We start from the raw sequence: 13,660 nt of genomic DNA, 5'->3' as shown, positions 1-13,660 counted from the left end.
GGACATGACAACGAAGACGAGTCTTAAAGCAGCGCACGGCACCACGCTCAGTTGTAAGGGATGGCATCAGGAAGCCGCTCTCCGAATGCTGATGAACAACCTTGATCCGGTGGTGGCGGAAGATCCTGACCATTTGATTGTTTACGGTGGCACCGGCAAGGCTGCGCGCAATTGGGATGCTTATCACGCGATTGTTCGATCCTTGCAGAGTTTGGAGAATGATGAGACTCTGCTGGTGCAGTCGGGCAAGCCGGTTGGGATCTTTCGCACGCACTTAGAGGCTCCGCGTGTTTTGATTGCGAATTCTAATCTCGTTGGGAAGTGGTCGAATTGGGAGCACTTTAACGAGCTGGAGCAGAAGGGGCTGATGATGTACGGGCAGATGACTGCCGGGTCTTGGATCTACATCGGGAGTCAGGGGATTGTTCAGGGCACCTTCGAGACGTTTGCTGCATGTGCTGATCGACACTTTGGTGGCTCACTTGATAAGAAGCTTGTGGTGAGTGGCGGCATGGGAGGGATGGGTGGCGCTCAGCCCCTGGCTGCGACCATGAATGGCGCGAGCTTTATTGGTATTGATGTGGATGCCAGTCGCATCGAAAAGCGGCTTCAAACGGGGTACTGCGATAAGATTGCTTACTCGCTGGATGAGGCTTTGCAGATGCTGGAAGGACGGCCTGCGATTGCGGTGGGATTGGTGGGGAACTGTGCGGATGTGCTGCCTGAGATGGTGAGGCGCGGGGTGATTCCTGATGTGATCACTGACCAGACCAGTGCGCATGATCCTTTGAATGGGTATGTGCCGCACGGAATGGCTTTGAGTGAGGCGCTCGCGCTTCGGCAGAGTAATCCTCAGGAGTACACCAAGCGGTCGATTGACTCGATGGGTGTGCATGTTCGGGCGATGCGGGACATGCAGGATTTGGGGGCGATTGCTTTTGATTACGGCAACAATATCCGGGCGTTTGCGGTGCAGGCGGGGGTTGCGGATGCTTTTGACATCAAGGGTTTTGTGCCGGAGTATATTCGACCGCTGTTCTGCGAGGGGAAAGGGCCGTTTCGGTGGGCTGCGTTGTCGGGGAATCCAGAGGATATTCGGCGCACGGATAAGTTGATTCTTGAGCTGTTTCCTGAGAATGAGAAGTTAGAGCGGTGGATCCGATTGGCGGGTGAGCGGATTCAGTTCCAGGGGCTATCTGCTCGCATCTGTTGGCTTGGTTATGGGGAGCGGGCGGAGGCTGGGTTGGCGTTTAACGACCTGGTGCGAAAGGGTGAGGTTGAGGCTCCGATTGTGATTGGTCGTGATCACCTGGATTGCGGCTCGGTTGCTTCTCCTAATCGCGAGACGGAGTCGATGCGGGATGGCTCGGATGCTGTGGCAGACTGGGCTTTGCTGAATGCGTTGGTGAACACCGCTGCGGGTGCCTCGTGGGTTTCGCTTCATAACGGCGGCGGCGTGGGGATTGGATATTCCCAGCATGCTGGGATGGTGGTGGTGGCGGATGGCACCGAGATGATGGACCGTCGGCTGGAGCGGGTTCTTACGAGCGATCCTGGGATGGGGGTGATCCGGCATGTGGATGCCGGATACCCTGAGGCGATTGCGTTTGCGAAGGCGCACGATGTGAAAGCGCCGTTGGTTTAGTGGCGCTAGAGTTTGGCCTCGACAATCGATAGGATTTCAGCCTCTTGTTGGATGGCTGAAGTCTCGATTGCCTTTGCTCTTGCTAAGACCTCTTCCTTCCAGGCGATGTCTTTGATGCTTCCGCAATTGATCTTTACGTTGAGGTGAGCTCCGATGACCGCCGAGCGGGCGGCTAGGGCACCGACTCCTGCGTCCGAGACGGAGTTCGGGTTGCCGATCTCGGCCATGGCTTTGATGACGGTCATCGAGTCCAGAGAGGTTTGCATGACCCGTAGGGGGATTTCGATGGCGTGTTTGGTTGCATTTTGGATGGCGGCGGATCGGGCGGCTTTTTCTTCGTCGGATGCCTTGGGTAGTCCGAATGCGGCCATTAGGTCGTTGAAGGCGTCTGTGTCTTCATCGATCAGTTGGAGCAGTTTGTCGTGGAAGGCTTTGCCTTGTTCGGCCCAGTTTGAGAACTCTTCCCATCGCTCATCCCAGCCGCGTTTCTGGCTGGAGAGGTTCGCGACCATGGTGGCGAGTGCTGCGCCCATGGCGCCCATGGTTGCGGCGATGGATCCGCCTCCGGGGGCTGCTGACTCGGAGGCGGTCTCTTCTACAAAGCCTTTGACCGTCATGTTGACGAGCTTCTTCTTGGTTTTGTCCTGGATGGCGTACTCGATGATTTTCTCTTGCGGGTTGAACGGGGTGAGTTCGTCGAGGCCCATGGACTTGATGGCGATGCGGATGAGTTCGGCATCGGAGACGCCAGTGGAGCGTTGCTGTTTGCGGAGGAAGTAGCGACCCGCTTCGAGCATGGAGTTTAGGGGGATGAGGCCTATCAGCTCGGAACCTGTGACTCGGATGCCGCGTGCCCATGCTTTGTTGCAGGTCTCGTCGAATGCGAGGTGTATTGGGGTTGCCTGGATGTCGGTCAGGTTCATTGAGACTTGGGCTAGGCCGTACTCTTCGATAAACCAGCCTATGGCGCGGACACTCTTGAGGACACCTGGTTCGTAGACGGTGTTGCCTTTGGCGTCTTTGACTATGTCCCCGGTGATCGGGTCGCCGATTCGCTTGGCTCGGCCTTTTTCTCGTACGTCGAAGGCCACGGAGTTGGCTCGGCGGACTGAGGTGGTGTTGAGGTTGATGTTGTACGCAATCAGGATGTCTCTGGCGCCTACGGCGGTGGCTCCTGATCTTATGTTGAAGGTGGCTGGGCCGAAGTCGGGTTTCCACTCGGGCTTTTTGAGCTTCTCGGGGAGGGCCTCATACTCGCCGCTGCGGATGTATGAGAGGCTTTGGTGTTCGGGCTTGGCGGCTGCGTTGGCGTAGAGGTAGATGCTCATGCCTAGTTCGTTGCCGAGCCGAGCTGCGAGTTGGCGGGCGTATTCCGCTGTCTCTTCCATCGTGATGTTGGCGATGGGGACGAGGGGGCATACGTCGAGGGCACCGAAGCGAGGGTGCTCGCCTTTTTGTTTGGACATATCGATCAGCTCACAGCCAACTTTGGCGGCTCGGAATGCTGCTTCGACAACGGCGTCGGGGGCTCCAGCAAAGGTGTAGACCGTACGATTGGTCGATTTGCCTGGATCGACATCGAGGAGCTTGACGCCTTCGACTGTTTCGATCGCTTGGGCAATCGCCTGGATAATCGCAGCGTCCTGGCCTTCGCTGAAGTTCGGAACACATTCGATGATCTGCTGATTCATAGCGTTACTCGAATGATATCTGTTTGGCGCTTAGCTCCGCCGTGCCAAGATGGATCTATGCGCGACTTAGCCGTTGTCGGCTGTTCCCAACTTGTGACGCTTGCTGGTCCGGCTCGGCCCCGGGTGGGGTTGGAGATGCGCGAGTTGGGGATCATTCCGGATGGGGCGATGCTGGTTCGGGATGGGAAGATTGCTCGCGTGGGGACATGGTCCGAGGTCTTAACTGAGGACTGCGAGGTTCTGGATGTTGAGGGGCGTGTGGTGTTGCCTGGCTTTGTGGATGCTCATACCCATCCTGTGTTTGGTGGCAATCGAGTGGATGAGTATGAGATGCGTGCGCTGGGAGCCACTTATCAGGAGATCGCGGCTGGCGGGGGCGGGATTAAGTCCACTGTGGCTAGGACCCGTGAGGCAACGGAGGAGCAGCTTTTTCAGGCAGGGAAGCGGTACGCCCGGTGGTTCCTTCGGTGTGGCACTACCACTGTTGAGGCGAAGTCGGGTTATGGTCTTTCGCTTGAGTCTGAGCTGAAGCTGCTTCGAACTATTCGTCGTTTGGATACGGAGACGGCTTTAAGCTACGTTCCGACTTTCTTGGGTGCCCATGCGATTCCAGCTGAGTTTGCGGGAGATCCGTTGGGCTATGTGCGGCTTTTGCTTGAGGAGATGTTGCCTGCGGTGGTGGGCGAGGGGTTGGCGGAGTTTTGCGACATCTTTTGTGAGCGTGGCTATTTCGATGTTGAGATGTCGCGCAGGATCCTTATGCGGATGAAGTCTGCGGGGTTTTCTGTTCGCATTCATGCGGATCAGCTGACTCTATCTGGCGGTGCGCAACTGGCGGCCGAGTTGGGTGCGAAGACGGCGGATCACTTGGAGTTGACGGATGCGGCGGGGATTGGGGCGATGGCTAGGGCGGGCGTTCAGCCGGTGTTGCTGCCCGGTTCGGTTTATGCGCTGGGGCATACCAAGTATCCGGATGCGAGGTTGATGATCGATGTTGGATTGGGGATTGTTTTGGCTACTGATTTCAACCCGGGGTCCTCGCCGACGCCGTCTATGCCGATGATGCTGTCCTTGGCTTGCACGCACATGAAGATGTCACCTGCGGAGGCGGTCACTGCAAGTACGATCAACGCGGCTTACAGCGTGGATCGGGGGCATGATCGGGGTTCTTTGGAGGTTGGTAAGCGGGCTGATTTTCTCGTTGCCGACTGTGATGATTACCGAGAACTCGCTTACTTCTTTGGGGTTAACCACGTTTCAAATGTGTTCGTCGAAGGCGAGGCTGTGGCAAAGGACCTGTAGGGAGAACGAAGACCCTCGCAGAAGTGTTCAAAAGAACGTCCACGATGAAAAATTTCCTTAAGGTTTTCCTCTGGATATCCAGCTGCCTGTTTCTGTCGCTTATAGGCGCTTGCTTCATCCAACGTTCCTCTGACAAAGTTATCAGGCGATGGGTGCAGCCGAAGGAAATTCAATACGAGTCATTTGATCCGTATTCGGTGTTTGTCATCGAGCGCGGACTCAATCTTTGGTCTATTCCATGGGAGCCGCACCATGAGCTTCGGATTGGGACGCAGCCGGATTACGGTTATATGGTTGCTGTTAGTTTCGATGACGATGATATAAAAAAGGCCAAGGTTGATTGGGCGCAAGACGGGCTTCGTTTCACAAGAGCCGATGGATCGAGACTCTATGTGCCCAAAACACTATTTATCGGAGGCCGGTAATCCGCGGAGTAGTTCGCGGGTCTATGTGAAGCGTCCCTCCTCTCACGTGATCATATGAAAGGAGGGAACTATTTGGGTTACTGACAGGCTTCGCATTCTTCGCCATTTCGCATGGCTTCGATGCTGCAGGCTGCTTTTTCGGCTTCGCTGAAGACTCGCTTGTCTTTTTGGGCGATGGCGACGGTTGCTTTTTCGATGTTGGAGGCGCCTAGGGTTCGGAGGTAGTAGGTGGTCTTCATGCCGGTTCTCCACGCCAAGCGGTACATGTGAGAGAGGTTCTTCATGTCTGGCGTTGGGAGGAACAGGTTTACGGACTGCGACTGGTCGATCCACTTTTGGCGGCGGGCGGCGGCGTGGATGAGGAACTCGTAGGGGATTTGGAACGCTGTTTGATAGCGGACCTTGATGTCCTGCGGGATCTCTTTGATGTTTTCCAGGTCGCCGTCGAAGTATTTGATCTGGTCGATGACGTCGGGTACCCACTGGCCGCAGGCTTTGAGGTCTTTGACCATGAACGGGTTGAGGACTACGAAGTCGCCTGAGAGGTTGCTCTTGACGAACATGTTCTTGTAAACAGGCTCGATGCAGGGCGAGGTGCCCATGATGTTGGCGATGGTTGCTGTTGGAGCGATGGCTAGCACGTTGGAGTTGCGCATGCCTTGCTTCGCGATCTTCTCGCGGAGTGGCTGCCAGTCCATTTTGCCGCCACGTGGGACTTCGACGGGGACGCCTCGCTCTTGCTCTAGTAGCTCAAGCGTGTCTTGTGGAAGGAGTCCTCGGTCCCACTTGGAGCCTTTGTAGGTTGGGTAGGCACCCAACTCGGCAGCGAGGTCGCTGCTGGCTTCGTAGGCGTAGTAGGCGATGGCTTCCATGACTTCGTCGTTGAACTCGATTGCCTCTTCGGAGCTGAATGCCACGCCCTTCATGTAGAGCGCGTACTGCAAGCCCATGACGCCTAGCCCGATTGGGCGGTGGCGCTTGTTGCTTGTTTCGGCTGCTTTGGTTGGGTAGTAGTTGATGTCGATGACGTTGTCGAGTGCTCGGACCGCTACACGTACCGTCTCTCGGAGCTTCTCGTGGTCGAGATCGCCGTTTGGTTTGAGATGGTTGTCCAGGATGATGGATCCGAGGTTGCAGACTGCGGTCTCATCTTCGCTGGTATTGAGTGTGATTTCGGTGCAGAGGTTGCTGCTGTGAACGACTCCGACGTGGTCTTGAGGGCTTCGGAGGTTGCAGGGATCTTTGAAGGTGATCCATGGATGTCCGGTTTCGAACAGCATCTTGAGCATCGCCTTCCAGAGGTCGATGGCTGGGACCACGCGTCCGAAGATTTCGCCTCGTTTGGCCATCTCTTCGTATTCGACGTACTTGGCTTCGAATTTCTTACCGTAGAGGTCGTGAAGATCGGGGACTTGGTGGCTTTGGAAGAGGGTCCAGTCTTCGCGGGCTTCCATTCGTTTCATGAACAGGTCTGGGATCCAGTTGGCTGTGTTCATGTCGTGGGTTCGGCGTCGCTCGTCGCCTGTGTTTCGGCGAAGCTCAAGGAAGTCGAAGATGTCGTTGTGCCAGGTCTCAAGGTAGGCGCAGCCGGATCCTGCCCGCTTTCCGCCTTGGTTGACGGCGACGAGTTGGTCGTTGTGCATCTTGAGGAACGGGATGACGCCTTGGCTCTCGCCGTTGGTGCCGTGGATGTGGCCGCCGGTTCCTCGGACTGCTGTCCACGACCCGCCTAGGCCGCCTGCCCATTTGGAGAGGAAGGCGTTTTCTGCGATACCTCGGTACATGATGGACTCGATGGTGTCGTCCACTTTGTAGAGGTAGCAGGAGGAAAGCTGGGAGCGGTTGGTTCCTGAGTTGAAGAGGGTGGGGGTGGAGCTGCAGAAGCGTCGGCCTTTGTAGAGGTTGTAGAGTTCGATGACTCGTGCTTCTCGGTCACCCTTCTCGCCTCGGAACAGACCCATGGCGACGCGCATCCAGAAGATTTGTGGGGATTCCAGACGGACTGTTTCGCCCCCAGTTTTGTCGCTGATGAGGTATCGGTCGTACAGGGTTTGGATGCCGAGGAAGTCGAAGCTCAGGTCGGCTGTTGGGTCTAGGGCTTGTGCAAGTCTGCCGAGATCGTAGGTGAGAAGATCTGGTGAGATGCGTCGGAGCTCGACTGCCTTCTCGATGTAGTTGATGAAGGTCTTGGTGTGGAACTCTTTGAGGGTTCCGGGACCGTCTTTGACGATGTCCCATCCGAGGCACTCTTCGTAGATGTAGGTCAGCAGGATTCTGCCCGCGAAGAAGGCGTAGTCGGCATCTTTCTCCATCAGCGCTTTGGCGTTGAGGATGATGACCTTCTTGAGGTCTTTGAGTTCGATGTCGGCATGAACGGATCGTCGCAGTTCGGCTTCGATTTGGGATGGGCTCATGCTGAGATCGAGTCCGATTCCTGCGAATGCGATTCGGTGGCGTAGGTCTTCGCCGTCCCAGAAAGTCGGCTGGTGATCTTCGCCGATGGCCGTGATGAGTGCGAACTGTTCGGAGCTTTCGGAAGCTTCCGCTGGCGCGGCAGCTCTCTCCAGTGCTCGCTGGGTTCGGTAGACGATGTAGGCTTCAGCCACTTTGAAGTGGCCGTTCAACATCAGTTCTTCCTGGACTAGGTCTTGAACCGTCTCGATGCTGATGTAGGACTGACCGAGGTCTTGTGCTCGCTCGCTCACGCGTTGGGCGATGGTGACTGCGGCGTCTGAGACATTACCGCGGGAGAGGAATGCCTTACGAACGGCGATCTCGATCTTGTTGCTGTTCCAGGGCACCACAGAGCCGTTTCTGCGGATGAGTTTGAGCGCTACTTGTTGATCGAGTGCGGTTGCGGTGTGGTGGCTAGCAACCAGCTTGCTAGCGAGCAGTTCCTCGCCCTCTTCCTTGAGGACGGTTTCGATCTGCGAGACTAGATCCGACTCGGTGAGGTTGAGAACTTCCTCTGCGGCGTCCAGCTTTGAAACTCGGAGCGTTACTTCTTGGGCGACTCTGTGGGAGAGTGCTGTGTCTGCATTTCCTTCAAAGAGTGCTTCTACGATGTCGACAACCTCTTTGGGGCTGAAGTCACGGTCGCCGAGGCGGCTGTGTATCGTGATTTTGCGCTCCGTTGAGATGGGTCTTTCGTTGATCTCTTTGACGATGCCTGGGGTGGTTTCCGTCTCGAAGTCGCTTCCTGCGAGGTCGAAACCGGGTTGTTGTAGGGTGAGTTCGTTGCTGGCGCTCATGGGTTAGTTCTCAATCGGGATTCTCAAAGTTCGTCGTCGTCGACCATGGTTAGTGCGGATGCTTTTTGGTATTCGGTTACGCGGCCTTCGAAGAAGTTCTGTTCCTTCTTGATGTCCATAAGCTCGGCGAGCCAAGGCAGCGGATTGGTGATGCCTGGGTTCAGCGCGTTCAGACCGACGCCTTCGAGACGCCTGTCGGCAATGTAATCGATATACGTAATGAATTCGTCGGCGCTCAGTCCGACTCCGTTGGCTGGGAGACAGTCTCGAATGAACTGGCGTTCTAGTTCCACAGCTTCTTTCATGAGGTCGGTGAGTTCTTGTTTGAATTCGGCCGTCCAGATTTCGCGGTTCTCTTCCACGAGATCCATGAATAGGTTGCGGAACACTTCGATGTGGTTGCTCTCGTCGCGGAGCGTGTATCGGAACATCTGGCCGATGCCTGGGAATTTGCCCTGGCGATACAGCGACAGAACCATTCCGAATAGGCCGTAGAACTGGGTGCCTTCCATGCACTGTCCGAACACGAAGATGTTCTTGGCTAGCAGCTGCTTGTTCTCGATCTTGGTGAAATCGAGGTCGCGTCGGAGGAGTTGGCTTACCTTAGTGACGAACTCGTTCTTGCGTCGGATCGTTTCGATGTCCTCGAACATCGCCTCACACTCGTGTGGGTTGATGCCGAGCGAGCTGATCATGTAGAGAAGGGAATCGGCGTGGATGTTCTCTTCATGAGCGTGGCGACCGAGTACGAGTTTTAGCTCGGAGGCTGTGACGCTCTCGCGGACGACATGGAGAACGTTGTCTCCGACGATGCCTTCTGCTGCCGAGAAGTAGCCGATGGCCATTCTCACGATCCAGCGATCGATGTCTGTGAGGGCCTTATCGCTTCGCCACTGTTCGATGTCCTTTTGCATGGGAACGTCTTCTGGTTCCCAGTGGTTGGACTTCATCTTACGATAGAGTTCGTAAGCCCAGTTGTATTTCAGAGGCAGGAGATTGAAGGTCATGGTCTCTCGACCGTTGATCACTCGCTTCGCTGCGAACGCTTCTTCTGCCTTGGTTTTATCGAGTTGGAATTCTTTGCCGCCGACGGTGTACTTAATGCTCATGCGTGATCAATATCTTCTACGAAACATCCCTGCTGGGATTCGCAGCTCTTCACTAGATGTTGTGGTGAAGACGAACTTGAAGCACTAAATGTAGCGTTTTTCTTCATCTTTTTGCTGAAGGAATTTTCGAATGGGGACCGGCGGTTGCCGTGAGACACACCTTCGGATGGGTGGTCTGGAGGAGACCTTTTTGAACTGGTCTCAACTCGTCACACTCATGCTTATGAGCAACGTGCCTATGTGGAGAGATGTGGGGAATTGGGCATCTCAACCGTTGTCGTCAAGCGCTGGAATTTCCCTTGTTTGAGATTTGCTGTGACAGCAGATCCTTCACTCGCTAGAGAGTATATCGCGGTTTCGGACTGCCACTGCAGAAGATTTGCAAAACACGTTGCGGTCCTTTACGCAATAAAAAAGGCTTGACAATGTGGTCTTAAACTACTAGTAAAAATCGCAGGTTCAAAACACAAAAAAGCCCTCTCACATCATGTGAGAGGGCCTGGATTTTAGTGGTGACGAACGAACGTGTAGTATTTGTGGCCTTTCTTGTAGACCGTCTTACGATCGTATCGGTGGCCGTTTTTGTAGTAGTAACCACGATGGATTATTTGAGCACGCTGTTGCTCCATGGTCTTTTGGCTCTTGCGGTCTTTCTCGTAGCGGTCCGCTGAGTATAGCCCTCCGGCTAGGCCAAGGATTGCGAGTGCGTTGTCGTGCTTGATGAGGCCGTAGAGGCCGACGACACCGGAACCGATGGCTAGATTTCGCCATGTGTTCTTTTGCTCTTGTCGGTGCTTGAGATCTTTCTTGCTTTGTGCAACTGCCGAGGCTGGCATCAGGGCCATCGAAGAGACCGTCGTTAGCGCGATCATCGTTGCCAGCAAGTTTCGTTTAGTTGTCATTTTGTTTCACCTCAATGCGTTGGTATTCCTTCGGACTACACTTTTGCGTTGCAGGTTCAGATGGTCCCGGGTCTCTTACACCAAATATATGCACGCCTCGGACCGTGCTGGGCAGATTCAGCTTATATTGGGTGGAGATGTTCCTTCTTGCCGTACTGGCTCCTGTTTGCTTTGCAACCACTCTCAAGGTTGGAGATGGGATGGCTTACTCCCGGATTGAGGAGGCGATAAAGGCTGCAAAGCCGGGCGACAAGGTTGAGGTTCATCCAAGTAAGAGCGGCTATGGCGGGACTGCTCTTCGAATTGAGACTCCGAGGCTGACCATTGTGGGAGTGGGTGATAAGCGGACGCTTATTGATGGAGGGTCGTTTGAATACAGCGGATCAGGCGGTGTGCCTCGCGCTATTTTTCAGATCGATGCAGATGGTGTGACGATCCGGCATTTTGAGCTTGCTGGTGCACACAACCTGAGTTTCAATGGCTCTGGCGTGCGCATCAATGGGGGCAACGACGCAACAGTTGAGGATTGCGACATCCATGGGAACGACATGGGCATCATGTCGGGCGTTCAGGGGGACAAGGATCATGTTGGGCGGAATCAGAAGATTGCCAACTGCTTGGTTCATGAAAATGGAACCTTTAAGGACCCGGGCTACAACCACAATCTCTATCTGGGTGGAGATTCGGTGACGGTTGAATCGTGCGAGATCTTCGGCTCGCTTACCGGGCACAACCTGAAGTGTCGGTCTCATTTTGCCTTGGTGAAGTACTGCTTTATTCACGACTCCTCGAATAGGGAAGTTGAGTTTGTGGATTCGAAAGAGACCGAGGCTCCTCACTCCAACGCTGTACTCATTGGGAATGTCATTGAGAAGAATCCGAAGTGCGAAGGGAACAAAGAGACGATTCGGTTTGGCAGTGAGAAAGGGATCCGCGATGGCTGTCTCTTTTTGCTGAACAACACGATTGTCACTCCTTTCAAGTCTGCGGTGGTTAACCTTTGTTGCTCGAAGTCGTCAGTCCGTTTGGTCAACAACGTTGTGAGCAACACGCAGGAGCATGAGCCTGATTTGGTGCAGGTTTCGAATGGGGCTTTGTGGCCGTCGGTTCAGCTTGTGCATAACTTGCTCACGCCTAATTACGGGGTTCCGCGTGGGAAGAATGGAGCAGTTGATAGTCCTGTTAATTCGGCTGGTTCAGTGAAAGTAGCTCCTGTGTACGAGGACGGCAAGGGGCGCAAGCAGACGGCTCCGTTTGAGATGCGCTATATGGGGCGGGGCAAGTGGGGCAAGAGCGATGGGAAGCCGTTCATTGGTGCTGGGTAGGTCGCATTCGAGTACCCTTATACGCAGGCGTGCAAAGTTGCGCGGGCATTCGCGTAGAGATATTTGCTCGTGTTGTTCACACAGGTTTTAAAGTCGGTTTTTCGTTTTGAACGCTCAAAATTCAGGGCGCTCACGGCCACGCGTTGTACGTTGGCTATTGCCATTCCGCTTCTTGTAGGCGACCTGAGCGGACACTTGCCGCTCGGTGTTATGGCCGCGTTGGGCGCCATCTATGCAGGTCTGAGTTCCTTCCGCGGTGTGTACAAGGACCGTCTTGTTCACATGGCTGCTGTCACGTTTTTGATGGCGTTTGTGACCTTCCTGGGCAGTGTTGTGGGCTCTCATCCTCTTGCGGCGATCATTTCCGTGGCGCTTGTGAGCTTCACGCTCTCGCTTGTCGCCGTCGCTCGTCCTGGCGCGACCTTGCTTTCGGTGTTGGCTACTGGCACGCTGATCATTCTTGCTGGGTTGCCGATGCGCTCAACGGGAGCCCTTGGGAACGCTCTGTTGGTGATGAGCGGCGGTCTTTCTCAGATCGTTTTGCTTGTGATCTTTTGGCCATTCACGCGGCATTACCCAGAACGTAAAGCTGTTGCGGACGTCTATTCGAGTCTCGCCGATTTCCTTGATGAGTTACAGTCTGGGACGGCAGGGCTGATGCCGGACTCGCGGGTGTTTCAAGAGGCGCGCGAGGTGATTGACGGGATCGGCAAGTATCGCATGGATGAGGAGCACTACGTGTTGCGACATGCGATGCAATGTGCGGAATCTGTACGAGCTGGCCTGGTGGGGCTAGGTTTGGACAAGTGCAGTATTGACGACACTTTGGCTGCGACATTCACGGGCGCGATGCGTCTTGTGTCCGAAGAGGCACTTCACGGTCGCATTCAGGGCATCCGATTGGCGTTGCCACCTCAAAACTCGAACCTTGATTGTGATGAGGCCCGGTGTGTGGAGCTTGTGCGTTCTTCACTTGCTGGTTTGATGGAGCCGTATTCGGCAGCCGATCAGGAGCAGGATTTACCTCCAGCTAAGTCTCTTTTGAGTCGTGTTTCGTATCGATTGACGGCCCTCAAAGCGAGTGTTACTCTTCGGTCTATAGCGTTCCGTCACTCGCTTCGGTACAGCATGGCCTTGGGTGGGGCAGTGGCCCTATCGCATTACGTGGATCTGAGGAACTCGTACTGGATTCCGTTGACCGTGTGCATGGTGCTGAGACAGGACTATGCTTCTACCATTAAGACTGGGGCTTCTCGGACTGTTGGAACTCTGGCGGCCGTGATACTGGCAACCGGATTGGCGGCTCTCCTGCATCCCACTTTGCCCATGTTGATTGTCTTGCTATTGGTTAGTTGCTGGGGTCTGTTTGCTTGTTATCAGGCGAGCTATGCGGCTTTCACCATGGCTGTCTCTCTCTACGTGATTTTCTCAACCGCAGCTTCCGGACTCTCTGAGTGGACGATAGGCGAGCAGCGGTTGATGGCGACTTGCATGGGTGTCGCTTATGCCTTTGCAGCCTATTTGATCTGGCCCACCTGGCAGGCATCTCGCGTTAAGGAAGTTCTTAGCGAGGCTGCGAAGGCACAGATCGAGTTTGCTCAGCGAGTTCTCATGGACAATGATGGCGGTGATTGGGAGGCTTTGCTTCACGGGGCTCGCAGTTTGCGCTATGAGGCCGAGTCGGTGGTTCAGGCGGCCTCGCTTGAACCCAAGTGGGGATGGGAGCCGATCAATGAGTCTGCGAAAGAGGTTCTTGCTCAGCTAGAGGCGAATGCTGCGCTGATGTTGTCGCTCCATGCGCAGTGGTTGAATCACCAGCCGGTGAGTCTCGAGGATCGGTTGCAGTGTCTGTATACTGCTCGAAATCTGGTGGACTCGCTGGCGGCTTAATTGATATAGTTTGTTATGCGTGCTCTTGAGGAGGCTCCGCAACGGGAAAAAAGCAGGTCTTGGTTCGTGTTGTGGGTTGGGTTCTTCTGCTTCTTCTATCCGTTGATAAGTTTGCTTTCA

General features: G+C 54.9%; 9 protein-coding genes. 5 read left to right on the top strand and 4 right to left on the bottom strand.

Features of this window, described 5'->3' with window-relative positions; all coding sequences use genetic code 11:
* Positions 1-4 precede the first annotated feature (4 nt).
* Positions 5-1,645, top strand: coding sequence for a urocanate hydratase (hutU, locus tag ACZ51B_RS05860; protein WP_464296300.1), 1,641 nt, complete (start codon positions 5-7; stop codon positions 1,643-1,645).
* Positions 1,646-1,650: 5 nt separating this feature from the next.
* On the opposite strand, the gene ftcD is transcribed toward hutU, so the two are convergent.
* Positions 1,651-3,336, bottom strand: coding sequence for a glutamate formimidoyltransferase (gene ftcD / locus ACZ51B_RS05855; protein WP_464296299.1), 1,686 nt, complete (start codon positions 3,334-3,336; stop codon positions 1,651-1,653).
* 57 nt (positions 3,337-3,393) lie between these two features.
* Between ftcD and hutI the strand changes: the two genes are divergently transcribed.
* Both hutI and ACZ51B_RS05845 read left to right on the top strand, forming a co-directional pair.
* A complete protein-coding gene (gene hutI / locus ACZ51B_RS05850; RefSeq protein ID WP_464296298.1) occupies positions 3,394-4,638 on the top strand; it encodes an imidazolonepropionase in 1,245 nt (414 codons plus the stop codon).
* 44 nt (positions 4,639-4,682) lie between these two features.
* Positions 4,683-5,063 (top strand): hypothetical protein, encoded by a 381-nt coding sequence (locus ACZ51B_RS05845; protein WP_464296297.1) that lies wholly within the window; start codon positions 4,683-4,685, stop codon positions 5,061-5,063.
* Positions 5,064-5,140: 77 nt separating this feature from the next.
* Here the strand turns inward: ACZ51B_RS05845 and ACZ51B_RS05840 are convergent, their stop codons facing one another.
* The 3 genes from ACZ51B_RS05840 to ACZ51B_RS05830 all read right to left on the bottom strand — a co-directional run bounded on the left by ACZ51B_RS05840 (position 5,141) and on the right by ACZ51B_RS05830 (position 10,325).
* Entirely contained in the window at positions 5,141-8,314 is a 3,174-nt protein-coding gene (locus tag ACZ51B_RS05840; RefSeq protein WP_464296296.1) for a ribonucleoside-diphosphate reductase subunit alpha, read from the bottom strand.
* A 23-nt stretch (positions 8,315-8,337) separates the two neighbouring features.
* Positions 8,338-9,423, bottom strand: a complete 1,086-nt coding sequence (locus tag ACZ51B_RS05835) for a ribonucleotide-diphosphate reductase subunit beta (RefSeq protein ID WP_464296295.1) — start codon at positions 9,421-9,423, stop codon at positions 8,338-8,340.
* 506 nt (positions 9,424-9,929) lie between these two features.
* Positions 9,930-10,325: a hypothetical protein gene (locus ACZ51B_RS05830; protein ID WP_464296294.1), complete on the bottom strand. Its 396-nt coding sequence runs from the start codon at positions 10,323-10,325 to the stop codon at positions 9,930-9,932.
* 137 nt (positions 10,326-10,462) lie between these two features.
* Between ACZ51B_RS05830 and ACZ51B_RS05825 the strand changes: the two genes are divergently transcribed.
* Positions 10,463-11,650, top strand: a complete 1,188-nt coding sequence (locus ACZ51B_RS05825; protein ID WP_464296293.1) for a right-handed parallel beta-helix repeat-containing protein — start codon at positions 10,463-10,465, stop codon at positions 11,648-11,650.
* 150 nt (positions 11,651-11,800) lie between these two features.
* Positions 11,801-13,540: an FUSC family protein gene (locus ACZ51B_RS05820; RefSeq protein ID WP_464296292.1), complete on the top strand. Its 1,740-nt coding sequence runs from the start codon at positions 11,801-11,803 to the stop codon at positions 13,538-13,540.
* Positions 13,541-13,660: the final 120 nt, after the last annotated feature.

It is taken from the genome of Fimbriimonas sp. LA-C6 (assembly GCF_055398105.1).
The sequence above is the reverse complement of the archived record's forward strand: the minus strand, read 5'-3'. Positions and strand labels throughout refer to the sequence as shown.